The following is an 18,245-nucleotide window of genomic DNA, read 5'->3' on the forward strand; positions in this document are numbered from 1 at the left end:
CATCATAGGAGACCCAAAGATGAAATCGACCACCTACGCCATCGCCGCGACTCTGCTGGCTGGCGCCGCCTTCGCCGCCGGTGACCATGATCCTGATACGTTGCGCGTGGCACTTCTGCCCGACGAAAACGCGGCGACCGTGATCCAGGACAACGAACCTCTTGCCGCGCATCTCGAAGAGACGCTCGGCAGAGACATCGATCTGATCGTCACAACCGACTATTCATCGATGATTGAAGCCATGCGGTTTGGCCGCATCGACGTCGCCTATTTCGGCCCCGCTTCCTATACGATCGCAAAGGATCGCATGGACGGCAGCGACCTAGATATCGAGCCCTTCGCGGCCCGTATCAGCGGTGGCAGCACGACCTATCAGGCAGTCCTCATCGCTAACGCGGAGGCGGGCATCAGTTCCATCGCAGATATCGAAGGGTCCGGCGTGGACGTCGCCTTTGGCGATCAGGCATCGACATCAAGCCACTTCGCCCCGAAATACACGATGCTGCTTGAAGACGTCGCGACTGGCGAGGATTATAACGAAAACTTCACCGGCGCCCATGACGCCGTGGCCCGCAACGTCGAACTTGGCAACGCCCAGGTCGGTGGCCTGAGCCGTCCAATCTTTGAACGCCTCGTCGAGCGCGGCACGGTGAACCCCGACAATCTGGTGATCCTGGGATATTCCGCCGATATTCCGCAGTACCCATGGGTCATGCGCACCGACATGACGCAGGAGCTGCAGGACAGCATCCGCAACGCCTTTCTTGATCTTGAACCCGGCACCGAGGTCGGCGATGCGGTTCTTGGCCCATTCAAGGCGGACGGTTTCGCCGCGATCACGGATGCCGATTACGACATCATCCGCGATATCCGCAGCAATCTGCAAACCGACTGATCCCAAAAGAGGAGACGCCGCGATGACCCTTGCCCAGACCAATACGCCCCAAACCGCCGACACCATTCTTGCGGCGGATCGCAAAGGGCGGCGGCGTCTCCTTCTCCAGATCGGAGGCATCGTGGCGATCATTGTCCTCTGTCTCTGGCTGACCGGAATGCTCGATGGCGGGCGGCTGGCCGACGGTCTGCCCGCTATCGGCACGCTCTTCGCCGAAATGGTGCCGCCCGATTTCACCCGCTGGCGTCAATGGGTCGAGCCAATGATCGAAACGCTCGCCATGTCGGTGGCCGGCACCGCACTGGCCGTCGTCCTGTCGGTCCCGCTCGGCTTTCTTGCGGCACGGAACACGACACCGAACAAATGGGCCTATCAGGCTGCGCGCCTCGTGCTGAACACGCTACGCTCCATCCCCGAACTCATCATGGGCATCATCTTCGTTGCCGCCGTTGGCTTTGGAATGCTGCCGGGCGTGCTGGCCCTGGGCCTGCATTCGATTGGCATGGTCGGCAAGTTCTTCGCCGAAGCCATCGAACACGCGCATCCCGCGCCCATCGAAGCCGCCGAAGCCTCTGGCGCCACGTCTCTTCAAGTTATCTCCCATGGTGTAATGCCCCAGGTCTTCCCGCAATTCGCTGACGTCACAATGTATCGGTGGGAATACAATTTCCGCGCCTCGACCGTCATGGGAATGGTTGGTGCAGGCGGGATCGGAACCGAACTCGTCGGATCGCTGCGCCTGCTGGACTATCCCCAGGTGTCGGCCGTTCTGATCGTCATCTTGGCCACCGTGACAATCGTTGACGCACTCAGCAACATGCTACGGAAACGATTCCAGTAAGTCACAGTCACCCGGGAAAAGCGGATCTTCGGCAGCCTGCTGCGAGCTGCAGCAGAGTCCGGTCTTACCACTTCGTGTACGGCGCGGCGAAGGGTCATTATGCTGGCAATCCGGGCTAAAAACCCTTAGCGCCCTATTCTGCACTCAGCCGGACTCGACCCCCGCTTGGGCGCTCCTGCGCCGCAACGAGATCTACGCGGCCCCTGTCTCCTGAGCGCGGAACCGCTGACGGAATGCGTGAAGCTGAGAAGAGATGACAAACCGGTCGAACCGGGGATCGGGACACCCCAGGGGGTCAAGGCGCAGAAAGCGCGCAATTTTGATTGGGACCCGATCCGCGGACTTCATCTGGGCCAGCGGCTAGACCGCACCACAAAGGCCGTAGACATGACTGCTTTCGGCATAGGCGCGTCAATTCCCAGCTTGCGCAGCAGGGGTCGTCCAGACATGGGAACACTTGCCCTCGCCAGAGATGCCCACTGCGCGTTGGCGACGGTCCACCAATGACTTGCGCCACCGGACCTGTGGGGGAACCGGCGCAGCGCCAGTTCCCCATCGGCTCATTCTGCCGGAACCCAGGGCCGGTTATAGGCTGCCACGCGCCAATCACCGTGTTCGATGAACCGGGGGGCGCTCCCGGTTTCCAGCGCCTCGGCTGCGGCGTTCAGCGCCTCGGGCGATGTCTCGGGCCAGGCGCCCGTTTCGATCCGTTCGACCAGGGTCTCGACGATGGCCGTGCTTTCGGCAGCCGTGAACTCGCAATGGCCCGTGCCCTGGACCAGCGACTGCCGATACAGATCGCCGGTACCCTGCTCCTGCACCAGCGCGCCGTAGCCTTCCATCAGCGTGTAGGGAATGGCCCAGTCGCCCAGCATGTGGATGCGGATCGCCGGAACCTGCAGATCGCCGGTCGTCGTGCGCCCGTCTGCGGCCCAGAAATCGCGCGCATAATCCGAGGCCGCGATGCGGGGGGCGGCGTCGATCCTGGCAATGTCGGCCTGAAGGTCCAAACCGGCCTGTTCGTAGAGCGCCTCAACCGTCCGCGCCATCGCGGGTGCGGCATTCTGGTAGAAGGCGGCATAGTCGACCCCCTCGTTCCCGGAAAGTTGCTGCCCCGATGCGGCGTTTTCGAACAGAAGCCGCGAGGACCCGCCAACATTACCGCCGATGCGCAGCGCCGAGGCCACGATCATGTCGGCCATGGCGCCGGCATCCGCGGTGTCGGGTAGTTCGGTCCCCTCGACCATCCACGGCGACCACTGTCCGATGGCGAAGGCAAGCGCCAGCCGCGCGCGGCCCTCCGGGCTTTCGCCCGCCGTTTCGATGGCGGCCATCCAGGACGCACGGATCGCGTCAAGGCTGCGCTCGCCACCCGCTCCGGCATTGGGCAGGCCGACGATGGCGAGATCGCTGGCCGGACCGTGCCCAGCGGCCTCATAGCTTTCGCCCAGCAGGGTCTGCATGGCGAACCAGCCATCCAGGAAACTGCTCATGATCCAGACCGGCGTATGGGCGGCAAGCACGGCGGCACCGTCGATCCTGTCCGGGTAATCCTCGGCCGAAGCGAGGCTGTCGAGCCCTCCGCCAGAACAGCCGTATTGCAGCACCATGTCAGGAGCGCGCTCCAGGTCCGTGAAAATGTCCTGAACAGCTTGTAGATTCAGGATTTCACGCTGCGGATCGTATTGCCACAGGCGCAGCGGGTGCCGGGCGAGCCCGGCGAAGGCATAGCCACGACCGAGCAGGTCGTCATACCGCTGGACCGCTGACGCGACCGAAACGTTGCTGGCGAAATCCAGATCCCTGAGTAGTCGACCATTCCAGTTCTCGGGCACGCGGATCAGCCATGCCGTCCCGTCCGGCAGGGTTCCCGCATGTTCGTTGAAGGCGGGCTGCTCCTGCGCCGACGCGAGCGGGGCGAAGCCCGCGGTCAGAGCGAGGCAAAGCACCACCATTCCGGTCCGCGAACGCGGGCCGACCAAATTGGCTGTCCGTGACATGAATTTCCTCCAGTTTGATGCAGCGATGAAATCCGGCTCCTCTTCCGGGGAACCATCGCCGGGAAAAACATAGATAGCTAATTATTAGTGTCAAGGGCTCTGATGCACAAATCGGCTTAAGGCCGAGGTTCCCCTTTCCCCGGACGGACTTATCCCACAGCTTCCGTGACGGGTATTCCGAGCGCGGGCATTGCCAACTTATTTGCACCCGGCTGAATGCGGCCTGCTCCGCGCCCGTCATGCGGTCATCTCGAGTGCGTAGCCGTTCCAAAGATCAAAGGCATCGGATCGGGCGTGGCGGTACGATGTGGCGGTAAGACGATAGCGGCGGGGACGGAAGAACATGTTGATCTGGTCATGTGCGTCCAGAAATCTCTGAGCCTGTCCGGGTGACTTGAACCGCCCCATGAGTTTCTCTCGCTTGCGGGTTGGCCGATGGGATCCTTCGATCCGGTTGTTCAAGCCCTTGTGCGCCCGATGATCAGCATTCGCCACGAGGTTGCGGATCGGCCTGATGTAACTGCGCAGCTTGTCGGTGATCACGACCCGCGGCGCGCCAAACCGGTCGATCAGCCGCTTCAAGAACCGGCTGGCGGCCTTTGCATTACGTTGCTTTTGCACGAGAATGTCGAGCACATTCCCATTCGCGTCGACTGCCCGCCAAAGCCAGAACTTCACGCCATTGATCGGAACAACGACTTCATCCAAGTGCCATTTGTCACTGGCGCCCGGCCTGTCGCGCTTGATGCAATCGGCGAAATGGCGGCCAAACCGGTTCACCCAGTTCCGGACGGTTTCCCGGCTGACCATCACGCCGCGTTCGGCCAGCAGATCCTCGACATCTGCCGTGCTCAGCGCAAACCGATGGTAAGCCCAGACGGCATAGGAGATGATCTCGCGGGGAAAACGAAAGCCCTTCAGGCGTCGAATTGTCGGCACGGTTTTCATGATGACCGCCTATCCCGACGGAACCCCGTGATCAACTTGGCAATGCCACGCATTCTGCTGCGGCTTGCCCGGATCGATGTAATGCCACGGCACCTCGTTCTGATCTGCCCACTTCAGCATGGCCCGACTGGTGAACTCCGTCCCATTGTCACTGACAATGCAGCCGGGCTTACCGTAGATCCGGATCAGAGCGCTGAGCTCCCGGGCGCCCCGTGCGCCGGACAGGCTCGTGTCTGCTACATGGCACAAACACTCGCGCGTGCAGTCGTCGATCACCGCCAGAATCCGGAACTTCCGCGAGGTGCCGAAGCTGTCGGACACGAAGTCCAGGGACCACCGCGCATTGGGTTGTCCCGCGATCGGCATCGGCGTCCTCGTCCCACGTGCGCGCTTGCGACCGCGCCGCCTTTTCACGGACAGCCCTTCCTCGCGGTAGATGCGATACAGCTCTTGTGGTTCATGGTCATGCCCTTGCGCTCCAGCAGCAAGCCGATCCGGCGGTAACCGAACCTGCGCCGCTTACCGGCGATCTCCTGCATCTCCTTGCGTATCTCGGCATAGTCCGGCGGGCGTTCACGCCGAACTGTTTTGGGATCGACACCGACCAGCCGACACGCCCGGCGCTGCGAGATCTCATGATCCCGCATCACCCGGAGCGCTGCCTCTCACCGCTTGATCAATGTCGTCAGTTCTTTCCCAAAAGATCTTTCAACACGACATTATCCAGCATGGTGTCCGCCAGCAGGCGTTTGAGCTTGGCGTTCTCATCCTCAAGCGCTTTCAGCCTTGCAGCCTCGGACACTTCCATCCCGCCATACTTGGCCTTCAGTTTGTAGAACGTAGCGGTGCTCAGGCCATGCCTGCGGCATACCTCGACCGTCGGCATTCCGGCCTCCTGCTCTTTGATCATCCCAATGATTTGCGCCTCGGTGAAACGGCTCTTTCGCATGTGTCTGCTCCTTCAGAGTTGGCGCAGACTCTACATCACGGTGAGGGATTTCGCGGGGGGCAGGTCATGTCGAATATCTCCTCATTCAGAAGTTCGTCACGCAGGCTGCCGTTGAATGACTTGATGAACGCATTCTGTCGTGGCTTGCCGGGGTCAATGTAGTGCAGGGAATGGCATTGTGGTCGGCCCATCTCAGGATGGCCCGGCTGGTGAACTCCGTTCCGTTACACCTTCGGAATAGCGCTGATTGAAGGCTATGATTGCCTGCGGAGCCCACAGATTGCGCAGTAGGCGATCATAGCCGGGTTTCAGGTCCCTACAGTGGTTTTGCACAAACTACACCGCAAGGCAGACCGACCATGGCCGGTAACAGTATTGCACAGGCCGAGCCCGTTTTGGCGGTGATTGATATTGCCATGCCCCGCCACGAAGTTTTGACAACTATTCCCGGCAGGAAGCGACACCAATCCTCAACATACCTCGCCAGGGTACTAGTGAGACATAAAAACCGGAACTTTACTGGTCCTCGTTGCCTCATGCGTGACACCACCAAAAAGGTCTTGAGAGAACTTGCTATGTTCGTACGCCCCCATCACGATTAACTTTGCGTCCAGTTCTCTGGCCGTCTCTTGAATAACCTCGGCGATACCGCCCTTGCTTTTTGGACGGATAACATGCTCTGCGTCGACATTATGACGCTTCAGATGCGTCAAGATATCCGCCCCCTCCGGCATTTTCGGAAAGCTAGACCCAACACTTAGTATTGTCACCCGACGCGGCTTTTCCTCGAGGATCGTCATTGCATCGTTGAGCGCCCGGGCCGCAGAACGCTTTCCGTCCCATGCGACAAGTGCATGCGATGCAAGCTGATCCGTAGAATATCCATTCGGAACCACAAGAACGGGTCGGCCGCTCTGCAATGAGATCATATCCGGGCTGACGACCCGAAACTCATCTGTTGGTAGGTTGGAATGATAGCCGGTAACGACAAAATCGAAATTTCGCGCCAGCTCTGGCAAGTTCATTTTGCCAATCTCATTCGGCATAATAAAGCGGGACCGCTCTGCAAGGCCTGCCTCGGCAGCCGCCTGTTGGAACAGATCACGTGCTGCTGCAATTTTCTCGTTTCTTGCACTGCCAAGCTTGTCGAGAAGATCTTCTGTCAAACCAAGAACATGCTCGAAATACGAGGATGCGTTCCCATAGACACAAGTCAGCCATGCATCGTGCTTTGCGGCGATTTTTGCCGCGTGCTTAACGCTGCTTGGGAAGCCTGCGCTACCGGAATGTGCAATAAGGATGTTCTTGATGCTCATTTTATCCTCACAATTCGAACTTCATAGGCAAACTAGCAATCACAATCTTAGAAGTCTATGATTTTATGAGGAACAGTACACGCCCTGCATCCCGACAAAGAAAAGACTGGGCAAGCAAGCTGCCCAGTCCCCTGGTGATACAAGCCCTACATTCCGCTTCATGAGGAGTGCAGGATGCTTGATCACCCTTTCTTGTTCGCTTCAATCTCGTCGAGGAACGGAATGTCTGACCTGAGACCCGTTTCCTCCTCCGTTTTGAGGTAGAATCCGTCCCAACGAAGGAGACGGAAGAATGAAGCGATCACGGTTCAACGAAGAACAGATCATCGCGATCCTGAAGAAGCAGGAGAGCGACATTTCGAAGGCGGTTGTGTGCCGAGAGCATGGGATCAGTTCATGATCAGCCCCACCTGCGTGGTCCGGTTTGATTGTTAGTGCATGACCGGTCTCGGGTCCATCAGAGCGATGGTTTCCGGGGCGGGTGGGCGATATCAAGGCACTATGTGGTCGTTTGGTATTGTAGTGTTTCCTCCATTGCTCGATCAGGATTTCCGCTTCCCGAAAGCCGTAGAAGACTTCTCCCGTGAGCAGTTCATCGCGGAACCTGGCATTGAAGCTTTCGCAGTAGCCGTTCTCCCAAGGTGACCCGGGCGCGATGTAGGCAGTCTTGGCGTCGGCGGCCCTGATCCAATCCTGAACGGCCTGAGCCACGAACCCCGGGCCGTTGTCAGACCGGATGTAAGACGGCACACCCCGCATGATGAACAGGTCGCTCAAGGCATCGATCACGTCATCCGAGTTCAGCTTGCGCTTCACCTTGATCGCTAGGCATTCCCGGCTATGCTCGTCCAGGATGTTGAGCGTCCGGCAGTGGACAAAGTCATAGCTCCAGACGTGGTTGCGATACTCAGGGCGCAGCCGGACACGGGATCCGTCATTCAGCCAGAGCCGTCCCTTCTTCGGTTGCTTCATTGGCACCTACAGCCCCTCTCGCCGCCATACGCGCTCGACCCGCTTGTCGTTCGCCTCCCAGCCCGCATGTCTCAGAAAAGCGGCGATCCGACGATAGCCGTAGCGGCCATACTGCCGCGCCAGTTCGATCATGTCCGCGACCAGACGCTCCTCATCGGCACGGCCATGCGGCACTTTCCTCTGTGTGGATCGGTGCTGCCCCAGGACACGGCAGGCGCGTCTCTCTGACAGATGGAACCGGGTGCGGACGTGATCGATGCAGGCACGGCAGCGAGCGGGGCTCAGAAGTTTTCCTTTGGCGCCTCCGCCAGGATCAGCTTGTCCAACGTCAGATCCGAGACGGGTTTTCTCAACCGTTCGTTCTCTTTCTGGAGGCGCTTCAGTTCCCTGAGCCGGTCGGTTCCCATACCCCCGTACTGCTTGCGCCAGCGATAATAAGTCTGCTCTGTAATGCGAACCTTGCGGATCGCATCCACCCGGGACATGCCTTGCCCGACAAGCACTTCAACCTGCCGCAGCTTCGTGACATTCTCTTCCGGCTTGTGTCTCTTCGTAGCCATTCTGATCCTCCATTTTCCTAAACATAACGGCGGACCACTTCAGTGTGCGAGGATCAATGCAGGCGGCCCGCCTTGCAACAAATCAAGCATCCCAGGGATTTGACGAAGACGAACTTACCGTCTTCTTTGCGGCGATGGACAAGCTGATCAGCAACCTTTCACATAGCTGACCGTCCCTCGGCGTTCACTCAAGCGTCGGAGCAATCGCAAGGATGATGACCCCCGTCGCAGCCAGAGCAGCCGCAATGTAGAACCTGGGGCCAGGCCGTCTTTCGGTTTTGAAGATATGCCCAGCAAGCCAGGCTGCAAAGAACATCTCGATAGATGACATGATGGCAACGACGGTCACACTGGTGAACATCAACGAGAAAAACAGTGCGACTTGTCCGATTGTCATCGCACCACCAGCCAGCAATTGCCACCCGCTTGGCTTATGCAACCTCCATGAAAGCCCTACCCGGCCACGCAATCGAAAAAGCCCCCACCCAACGAACCATACCAATCCCGTCAACGCACCAATGAACACCCCGGCCAGCGGATCAGGCAAGGTCTGCATCGCGAGTTTGCGCGCTACGAAGGAGCCACCATAACCCGCAGCAGAGCCAAGCGCCAAAACCCGACCCTTGGTCCTGTCCTGTGGCGAAGGTTCCGTAGAGACCAGGGTCGATACCGCCTTGGCGGACTTGCGAGTCATCATGATCAACACGCCACCTGTCACCAGAATAAACGCAATCACAATAGAAGTCGTAATCACCTCTCCAAGCAGGAGAAATGCGAAAATCGCTGCAAAAACAGGAATCAGACGCCGGATGAAGCCTGTCTCGATCGCGCCAGCCAGCTCCACCGACCGAAACAACGTCAGGCGGCCAACCACATTCCCCAGAACACCCGCCAGCACAAAATAGGCCACCCCGATCAGTACGGGCTGGCTAACAGAAGGCAGCTCTGGCCCCCAAACCAGCCAAAGGGCACCGGAAACGAAACCTGTCATCAACACTGACAGCAGAACATCATTCCCGCGCCCTTGGGCGGATTGAGAGCTTTTGGCAATTGCGACCGAGCTAAGCGCATAACAAAACGCACCAAACGCGGCCATCAGACCACCAAAGCCAGCAGTCATTGGTCTAATCGGGCAACAAGAGCGGCGCTATTCATCCGCGACAAGCTGATCCAGGAAGCGTTCTGCCGACATGATTTCACGCATGGGCAGCTTTTCCTGCTGCTGCATAAGCTCTGTCGTGTATGTCAGCCCCTTGCCATCCCAGAACCACCAGTAAATGATCTCGCCCTTCTTATCCCGAATGGGCATTCTGAAAATTGGGAACTCCCTTTCAGCACGGGGAATTTCAACCGTACCCACCCGGGCGTGTTTCAGCCCGAGCTTTTTCAGAACACCACTCAAAGGCACCATCGCGATGGGCGAGGCCTCGCGTGCCAGAACGGTTACAGCTTCGGGCCGTTTCTGGAATGGGCCTTTCAAGAACTTCACGACCGGGGGATAGCTGGGATGCGTATGCGTAAGCTGCACATAAGCCAAACCAGCAGATGTTTCGATCTCAACAATGTCGCCAGGTTGATAATCTTCCATTCTCGGCATTCCTCTTACAGGCTATAGGCTTCCAGGGTCGACGGATGGAACAGCTCTTCGATCTCCACACGGCGCGGCGACAAGCCCTGGCTTACGTGGTAGTCCAAAAACTTGTTGAGCACATGCGCATTTCCACTGACGCCATAGCTCCAAGGGTCATCCCCCATCAGCGCGTGGACACGGTTGAGATTGTCCTCCACGAAGGGCATCGTCACCTTGGTGGCAGATGTGTCCGAAAGGGCCTCTTCGGCCAACCGTTTTGACTGCGTAAATGCCTTGAGCAATGCCGCGGGCAAGAACGGGTATTCTTCTGCCAGGCTCCGGCGTACGCCCAGTACGTGCATGATCGGGAAGATTTTGGTTTTCTCGAAGTAATATTCCGCCGCTGTAATGCTGTCTGCGAACAGTCGCCCAACATGCGGATGACGTTCAGCAAAGCAACGCGGCCAGCGCGGCCCGATAAAGCCATCAATTTCACCCGCTTCAAGCATGCTGTTCAGCGTGCTACCTTCTGGGGCTTCCTCCATACGAATGTCATCGGGCAACTGAACCTTGATTTTTTCAGGCCGGCCGGGTGTGTCCATGCCGCCGCGCACCCAGATGATATCCGAGGGCTTAACGCCATATTCCTCTTCCAGGATACCACGCACCCAAACGTTAGCTGAAAGCTGATATTCGGCGATACCGATACGTTTGCCCTTCAGGTCTTCTGGTTTGTTAATCCCTTTGTCCGTGCGGATATAGACAGAGGTGTGACGGAACGCACGGCTCAGGAAGACCGGGATTGCCACATAATGCGGATTCCCTCGGGCAACCGAAATCGAATAGGACGACAGCGAGATCTCGCTGATATCGAAAGCCTCGTGGCGGAACGCGCGAAAGAACATTTCTTCCGGCGACAACAGCATCGGAACCGGGTCTACTCCGTCGATCTGAACACGCCCATCCACGATTGCCCGTGTGCGGTCATAGTTACCCATTGCAAGGGAAAGTTTGAGATTGCTCATCCTGTCGGCTCCTAGTGATTTGTTTTACATTGCCGCTGAAGATCGACCGCTTGTCCGGTCTCTGCGGATTGCAAGATCGCGTGGCAAACCTCCAGGCTTGCCAGCCCCCATTCCCCTGTTTGGTCGGGGGCCTTGTTATGACGCACGGCATCCACCAGCGCATCCAGAACGGTTCTGCGTGGTGCCGGTCCGAATTTGGCTTCGATAAAGCCGCGTTCGGTGTCACCGAACACTTCTATCCCATCCGGGGTCAGTCGCAGATCGGCACGGTCACAAAGCGCGATCACCGGACCGAAATGTTCGTTATGTTCAGCCTCAATCGTCGTGCCGCTGCCGAATGTTCGTGTAGTTTTCAGCCGGACCTCGTCATCAGGGTTGAGATCCAGCAAAGCACGCCTTGCTCCACCGTAAGCCCCTTCTGATTTACGCTGTCCAAGCTCTCCGACATTGTTCATCCAGATATCACTGTCGAAATGCGCATAGCCCGAGTACGTCATGTTCGCGACACACCCCCCGGCAAAATTCATCAGTGCAGTGAATGCGCCCTCGGTCGGGCGCTTGGGATCCCATGCGCCCGTCATGGCATAAATTTTTTCGGCCATGCCGCCGGCAAGCCTGCGAACCACATCAATCTGGTGGATCGCCTGACTGAACAGCACGCCCCCACCCTCTTCGGTTCGCAGCTCTTCCGGGCGACGCGGACGATAGAGGAAGTCCGTATAGTTAAAGGCCTGGATCATGCGCAACTGACCGAACTTTCCGCTGGAAATAAGTTGCGTGGCCAATTCAACCGGCGGGTCGAAACTGTGACTCGGCCCAACTATCAAATGCACCCCAGCCTCCTTGGCTGCGGACACCATTACTTCGGCATCCTCCATCGAAACGGCCAACGGCTTTTCGACAAGGATATGTTTGCCCGCGCGCGCCGCAGCTAACACATGATCCACATGCATCTGGTGCGGCGTCGCAATGTAAATGGCCTCAACGTCAGGGTCTGCGCACAATTCCTCGACGGTGGCATACCCTGTGCCACCGTACTCTTTTTCGAATGCGTCGCGGCTTTCCTCCCTTGGGGCGGCGGCAGCCGTCAGCTTCACACGGGTGTCGGCATCAAACGAAGGCACCATGAGCATGAAAGCACGCCCAAGCCCCGCCACGCCAAGACGAACGGGATCAGAGGTCAAGAACCAGCCTCCCGGATTTGGCGCGCGAAACGCAAATCATGATCTGGCTGCCTTTTTCTTCTTCCATCAGCACCATATCACGATGATCTGCCTCGCCTTCCAGTAGGCGGGTTTTACAAGTACCGCACGTGCCACTTTCGCAAGAACTGCTTGTTGCGAAGCCAGCATCACGCAGTGCTTCGAGGATAGAACGATCCTCAGGAACAGTAACCGTTTGGCCGCTTTTCTTCAGCTCGACTTCGAAAGCAACGTCATCCTGACGAACCACATCAACAGGCTTGAAATCCTCGAAGTGGACACGGCCTTCGGGCCAGTGACCCGAGAAAGCTTTGATTTCTTCCATCAGCGGTTTGGGTCCGCAGCAGAAGACATGGGTCGCGCGCGGCGTCACCAGATCGTCCCAGAAATCATAGACAGCGTTCGGATCGCCGTCATCGTGGTGCACGATGATCCGGCCTTCGAAATCTTTCATCAGCTCATCAAGATAGGCCGATTCTTCCGCGCTCCGGCTTACGTAAATGATCCGAAGCATCTTACCTTTCTTATCCAGATAACGCGCCATCGAATAGATTGGCGTGATACCGATACCGCCGGCAATCAAGAGGTATTTCTGCACATCCGTCAGCGGGAAATCGTTTTCCGGGTGCTCGATATTCAACTCTGTCCCGACAACAGCTTGCTCATGCATGGAGGCAGACCCCCCGCGCGACTGCGGCTCTCGCTTGATGGCGACCACATATTCTTTTGGGTCGCTCCCATCATTTACCAGAGAGTATCGGCGCATAGCACCCGATGGTGTCTCGATCGTGATATGTGCACCTGGGTTGAACTCTGGCAGGGACTCGCCGCCAACCGGAGCCAAAGTGAATTCTGCAATAGTAGGTGTCAGATCGCGCCGTTTTTCGACGCGCATTTTGATCTGCTCCATGGGGTCCTCCCGTCCGTTCGCTTCCGAAATATAATTAGATAGCTAAGTTCAAGATGTCAACTGGACGCACCGCCCAGCCACGCGCTAATTGTGTCTAGAAATCACATATTTGGCCCTAAACGGTCTTCTCGTCCGCCAATATCCTTGGCCGACATGACAACCCCTGCTTCAGACAGGTCCGAAACGCCATGACATCCCGTAAAAATCATGGTCCTGCGCATCTCGTCTTCGAGAATCGAAAGCGCGCTGGAAACCCCCGCACGCCCCCGCGCCGCCAGGCCGTAAAGAGGTGCCCTGCCCAGCAGCACAGCGTCCGCCCCCAACGCAAGCGCCTTGACGATATCACTGCCGCGCCGAACACCACCATCAAGCAAAACTGTCATATGTTGGTCCAAGACGGACACAATCTCTGAAAGAATTTCAATCGTCGCCGGAGCTCCATCAAGCTGCCTGCCACCGTGGTTGGAAACAACCACCCCATCAGCGCCTTCGCGTTGTGCGGCCATTGCATCCTCAGCACACATGATCCCCTTAATCACAAGTGGCTCCTGCCACAGCTTCCGAAGACGCCTTACATCGTCCCAGGAAAAATTCGGGTTTCGTTGCGCCCGCGTAAATTCGGCAAGCGCCTTGTCGCTGACATCATCCCCCTAAAAGGCCGCCAGATTTTGCAGTCGCGGCCTATGTTGGCTCAGCCATACGGATTTGAACCATCTCGGATGCAACAATCCGTCCAATACGACAGAGGGGCTCATGCGGATTTCATGCGCGAAACCATGCCGCAAATCCCTCTCTCTTTTGCCACCCACCAACGAGTCGACAGTGATTACAAGAACACTGTAGCCCGCAGCCGACGCCCGTTCGATCAATGCATTGGAAAATGCTTCTTTGCCCCATGGGTACAGCTGAAACCAAAGTGGCCAATTATTTTTCTACGCGATTTCTTCCATAGTCGTGTTTGACGCTGTCGAAACCGTAAATGCGACCCCGGCCTGCTTTGCTGCGGCTGCAAGGTGCAAGTCCCCTTCTGGCCAATAAAGCCCGTTCAGGCCGGTTGGTCCGATTTGGAAAGGCGCCGCATACTTCTGACCGAACAGCGTGACAGAGAGATCGACATCCCCACCCTTGAGAATACGTGGCTTGAGTCGGATATCATCAAATGCGCTACGGTTCCTGTGCAGCGTGATTTCGCTCTCGGCACCACCATCCAGAAAATCAAATACCACACGGGGCAAACTCCGCCTGGCTCGGGTGCGAAAATCTTCGATGTTTACTTCTTGCCGCATCCGGCCTCCTGCCTCCTGCCAATTTCAACATGGCCACCAACCATGCTCAGGGCCAGAATCAAAATCCGCCCAAGGTCTATGCGGCCCCGGGCGGATCTGTTTGCAAACGTCGGACCGGTTATTCAGCTGCGGCTGTTTTGCCCGAAGTATTCAGCAAGGTGCGCCAATCCACATCTTTCGGATAAACGCCTTCATGAGAGTTGATCATGCTTTGCGGGATTTCATAATCGGTGCCGATTGCTTTGCCACCCTCTGCCACTTTCTTGGCGGCATCCGCCATCAAGCGACGGAACTCGACGATAGCCAGGTCCGAAGCACCAAGCACATCGGTATGGCGCTGAACGCGCGCGCCCATCGACACCCACATGGCGATATCTTGGTTCGGAATACCTTTGATCCCAGTGAAGTTACCTTCTTTCATGGCATCACGGTCTTGCAAGAAGTCGTTCTCGACAGTCCGCAGGCAGCGCCACTTGTCGTCAACATCCACTCCTGGAACAGCATGGGTAAACTTGCGCCATTCTTCGGTCGACGGCACATTCGGGCCATCCCAAGCGATGAAGTGGAACGCGGTCTCTTCATCATTGATCGGCACGATAACGGCCGCCACACGATAGTTGTTGTTCGGTGGGATCAACGAATAGTAGGGCGCAACAAATTCGGTCACACGGATATAGTTATGGGTCGCCGCGTTTTTGATCGGCGTACGGATTGCAGCATAGTGGAACCCGTAGCTGGTTGTCTCTGTCTGCATACGCGGAGACTTGTCCGTCGAGGGACGGTACCAGGATTTTTCATCGGCAGCAGCACCTTCCACGCGGGCCGGAACCATGTCCGACGAGTGCAGCGAGGACGAGTGGGCACTGTCGATCTGACCTTCGTGGATCTGCGCCCAGTTTGCGGGAATGCGGATTTTAAGGATAGCGATCGCCGAATCCTCGCGCGGGGCAAACGCCGGCGGCTGGAATTCAGGCATATCTTCTTTGTCACCCAGCCAGGCCCAAACGAAACCACCCCATTCTTTCACAGGATAAGAGCGATGCTTCACCTTATCCATAAGGGGGCTACCTTCGGGTTCGGAAGACATGGCAACGACATTGCCATCAACATCCATTTTCCACCCGTGATACAGACACCGCAGCCCGCATTCTTCGTTCCGGCCATAGACCAGCGATGCCTTGCGGTGCGGGCAAAGTTCATCAAGCAGGCCAAGACGCCCTTTGGTGTCGCGGAACGCTACATAGCTTTCCCCGAGCACCTCAACACGAAGCGGCTTGCCGTCGGGCTCTTCCACTTCTTCAATCAGGCATACAGGGGTCCAGTGCTGACGCATAAGACGTGCCATCGGTGCATCACCGGTCACGCGCGTCAGCAGTTCATTTTCTTCAGGTGTAAGCATTGAATCTCCTCCACAGGTCGCCGCATCAGAATTTGCGAAATTTTATTGGGAAACGCCATTATTCTTAGCTCTCTAAGTTTAGTCTGTCAATGGTCAGAGCGATATTCCCTTCACCTCACAAGTAAGAAAAACCCACGTAAATAAAACTACTTATGGGTTTGCGAGCAATTGGTATTATTCCGCGCATGATCGGGCCTTGTGTTCATACAGATCTGCTCTGCCGGTTCCTCTCTGGTTGTTCTATGGCCTCGGGATTCGTACACCCCGCTTGCGCAGCTCCCTGCATCGATCAGAATCACCGAAGTGTATTTTGATCAATAACCTCTTGGGCAAAAAAGCCCGCAGACAGTCATCCGAACAGACCGCGATTGGAACCAAAGACGCGGCCTGAAACTTTTCCGTCTCTCAGTCAAAACGGCAAGTAGCCGCCAAACCTGGCGGCCACTTTGGATTCGCATTCAGCACATTACACGTGGCTGACGTTACCCGCTTGCGGGGACTTCTTCCTTCAACAAGGCCTGTCGTCCAACCAGAGCGATGATAAGCAAGGTACACACAATTGAGACCGCGAAGTACGGGCTAACCGCGCCAATTGCAAAAATCGTCAGGAGACCTCGCTCCAACGAGCTGAGCTGGGTTTTGATAAAGCCTTCCATTGACGCCGAGACTGCAAGAGCACCAGCAACGGCACCAATAACAGCAAGCGTATTTGCCAACGGACCAAGCTCAAGAACGATGCCGGGGTTCCAGACAAAAGCGAACGGCAGAAGGAAGCCAACAATTGCAAGCCGCACAGCCGAGAATGCGATCTTGAATGGATCGTCATCAGCAATCGCAGACGCTGCGATTGCAGCCACAGCGATTGGCGGCGTCAGAGCAGACAGGATTGCATAGTAGAGCAGGAACATCTGGCTCGGCAGCAGAGGGAAACCCAGCTTGGAAAGAGCGGGGCCGACAAGCACAGCCGCCAGAATATACGCACTCGGAGTCGGCATACCCAAGCCCAGCACAATGGTCACCACAGCAGCAATCACTAGCGTCAACAGCGGCTGCGCATTACTGACCGTCAGGATCACGTTAGCCGATTTCATCCCCAATCCTGTCATAGACAGGCCACCAATAACCAGACCAGCAGCAGCACATGCCCCAGCGACAGGCAAAATTTGCAGGGTGGTTGTGCCAAGGCCTTCCACCATTGCCCACAACGACATCCGCGTTTGCTTGAGGATCATCGACGCAAGGATTGTCACCAGAACACCGACACCTGCGGTGAAGGTCGGCGAATAGCCAAGTATCAGCGCCACAATGATCCCGATAATGGGCAGCAAGAAAACCCAGCCGGTTCTGAACGTTTCCTTCGTCGTCGGGATTTCATCCTGAGAAGGCCGCAGATCGTATTTCACTGCGCGGAAGTGCACCTGGGTAAACACGCCCATATAGTACAGCAACGCAGGAATAAGCGCGGCAAGCACGATCGCATTGTACGAGATACCCGAATACTCTGCCATGATGAAGGCAGCCGAACCCATAATCGGCGGCATGGCACTGCCCCCCGTGGACGCCGCAACTTCAACCGCACCCGCAAACCGGGCCTTATAGCCCAAGCGCTTCATCACCGGGATCGTGATGGACCCCGTGGCCACAACATCCGAGGTTGGGCTACCAGACATGGTTCCATACAGACCCGACGAAATGATGGCGATCTTTGCAGGGCCGCCTCGTGCGCCCCCGGTGACCAGAGCCGCCAGGTTGAAAAAGAAGTCCCCTCCCCCAGCCTTGGCAAGGAAAGTCCCGAACATCACGAACAGGAAGACGTAACTTGCCACAACCTGAAGCGGGACACCGAACAACCCATCTGTGGTGAAGATCAGAATATCGAGCAGATAGCTGAACTCGCTGACGCGATGCCCGAACGGCGGCGGCAGAAGATAGCCAAAAAGGTTGTAAATCAGGAACAGCATCACAACGCCTGTCAGCCCCAAGCCAGTTGTCCGGCGCGTGGCTTCGATGGTCAGGAACAGCAGTGACGACCCAAAGAACAACTGATCCGTCGTGAACTGGTCCAGCAGGCTGATACGGTCCGAAATCTCGCCAGAGCTTACATAGAAGTAAATCCCGCAGGCCAAGCTGAGCGCAGACAACATCCAGTCATAAAATGGAATGCTATCTGGCGCTTTCGCGGTTGCACCAATCGCCAAGAAGAGAATCGTGAAAATCCCGGATACGAACAGGATCCCCTGAATGAGCGGGTCTGCGATAATGAACAGATTAGAGTGAATCACCCATGCCGCGAACGCCGCGGCCAGAACCATGACGACGGTCCGCATGGGTGGCTCTAGCTTCCGACGGCGTCCAGTTTCGGTAAGAGAAGG

12 protein-coding genes and 5 pseudogenes are annotated in these 18,245 nt (G+C 57.1%); 3 read left to right on the top strand and 14 right to left on the bottom strand.

From position 1 onward, the window contains the following. Positions 1-19 precede the first annotated feature (19 nt). Both phnD and phnE read left to right on the top strand, forming a co-directional pair. Positions 20-895, top strand: a complete 876-nt coding sequence (phnD, locus tag MHM88_RS20085) for a phosphate/phosphite/phosphonate ABC transporter substrate-binding protein (RefSeq protein WP_057821746.1) — start codon at positions 20-22, stop codon at positions 893-895. 22 nt (positions 896-917) lie between these two features. Beyond that, a complete protein-coding gene (phnE, locus tag MHM88_RS20090) occupies positions 918-1,736 on the top strand; it encodes a phosphonate ABC transporter, permease protein PhnE (RefSeq protein WP_057821745.1) in 819 nt (272 codons plus the stop codon). 560 nt (positions 1,737-2,296) lie between these two features. Here phnE and MHM88_RS20095 read toward each other — a convergent pair. The 5 genes and pseudogenes from MHM88_RS20095 to MHM88_RS20115 form a co-directional block, all read right to left on the bottom strand. Then, positions 2,297-3,736 (bottom strand): hypothetical protein, encoded by a 1,440-nt coding sequence (locus MHM88_RS20095; RefSeq protein ID WP_239368551.1) that lies wholly within the window; start codon positions 3,734-3,736, stop codon positions 2,297-2,299. Positions 3,737-3,973: 237 nt separating this feature from the next. Beyond that, positions 3,974-4,684, bottom strand: a complete 711-nt coding sequence (locus tag MHM88_RS20100; RefSeq protein ID WP_008335478.1) for an IS6 family transposase — start codon at positions 4,682-4,684, stop codon at positions 3,974-3,976. Positions 4,685-4,729: 45 nt separating this feature from the next. Continuing rightward, positions 4,730-5,633 (bottom strand): annotated as a pseudogene (locus MHM88_RS20105) (IS3 family transposase); the annotation flags it as partial. A 71-nt stretch (positions 5,634-5,704) separates the two neighbouring features. Beyond that, a pseudogene (locus MHM88_RS20110) lies at positions 5,705-5,859 on the bottom strand (integrase core domain-containing protein); the annotation flags it as partial. 265 nt (positions 5,860-6,124) lie between these two features. Then, positions 6,125-6,949, bottom strand: coding sequence for a universal stress protein (locus tag MHM88_RS20115; protein ID WP_232237207.1), 825 nt, complete (start codon positions 6,947-6,949; stop codon positions 6,125-6,127). Between the two features lie 292 nt (positions 6,950-7,241). On the opposite strand from MHM88_RS20115, the pseudogene MHM88_RS20120 reads away from it, so the two are divergent. Then, a pseudogene (locus MHM88_RS20120) lies at positions 7,242-7,346 on the top strand (transposase); the annotation flags it as partial. Between the two features lie 34 nt (positions 7,347-7,380). Here MHM88_RS20120 and MHM88_RS20125 read toward each other — a convergent pair. From MHM88_RS20125 to MHM88_RS20165, 9 genes and pseudogenes are all read right to left on the bottom strand, one after another. Then, positions 7,381-8,481 (bottom strand): annotated as a pseudogene (locus MHM88_RS20125) (IS3 family transposase). Positions 8,482-8,665: 184 nt separating this feature from the next. Beyond that, a complete protein-coding gene (locus MHM88_RS20130; protein WP_027246166.1) occupies positions 8,666-9,601 on the bottom strand; it encodes a DMT family transporter in 936 nt (311 codons plus the stop codon). A 27-nt stretch (positions 9,602-9,628) separates the two neighbouring features. Then, complete coding sequence (locus MHM88_RS20135; RefSeq protein ID WP_008335528.1) at positions 9,629-10,069, bottom strand: hypothetical protein; 441 nt, start codon at positions 10,067-10,069, stop codon at positions 9,629-9,631. A 14-nt stretch (positions 10,070-10,083) separates the two neighbouring features. Continuing rightward, positions 10,084-11,076, bottom strand: a complete 993-nt coding sequence (locus MHM88_RS20140; protein WP_027246167.1) for an ABC transporter substrate-binding protein — start codon at positions 11,074-11,076, stop codon at positions 10,084-10,086. Positions 11,077-11,087: 11 nt separating this feature from the next. Next, entirely contained in the window at positions 11,088-12,260 is a 1,173-nt protein-coding gene (locus tag MHM88_RS20145) for a Gfo/Idh/MocA family protein (RefSeq protein WP_027246168.1), read from the bottom strand. Then, a complete protein-coding gene (locus tag MHM88_RS20150) occupies positions 12,250-13,188 on the bottom strand; it encodes a PDR/VanB family oxidoreductase (RefSeq protein ID WP_027246169.1) in 939 nt (312 codons plus the stop codon). Before MHM88_RS20150 ends, MHM88_RS20145 begins: the two co-directional genes overlap by 11 nt. 101 nt (positions 13,189-13,289) lie before the next feature. Next, positions 13,290-14,474 (bottom strand): annotated as a pseudogene (locus MHM88_RS20155) (alpha-hydroxy acid oxidase). A gap of 118 nt (positions 14,475-14,592) precedes the next feature. Continuing rightward, complete coding sequence (locus tag MHM88_RS20160; protein WP_008335543.1) at positions 14,593-15,873, bottom strand: Rieske 2Fe-2S domain-containing protein; 1,281 nt, start codon at positions 15,871-15,873, stop codon at positions 14,593-14,595. A gap of 482 nt (positions 15,874-16,355) precedes the next feature. Further along, on the bottom strand, positions 16,356-18,200 hold the full coding sequence (locus MHM88_RS20165) for a TRAP transporter fused permease subunit (protein WP_008335545.1): 1,845 nt from the start codon (positions 18,198-18,200) through the stop codon (positions 16,356-16,358). Positions 18,201-18,245 lie beyond the last annotated feature (45 nt).

The organism is Epibacterium sp. MM17-32, assembly GCF_022348205.1.
GTDB lineage: Bacteria > Pseudomonadota > Alphaproteobacteria > Rhodobacterales > Rhodobacteraceae > Epibacterium.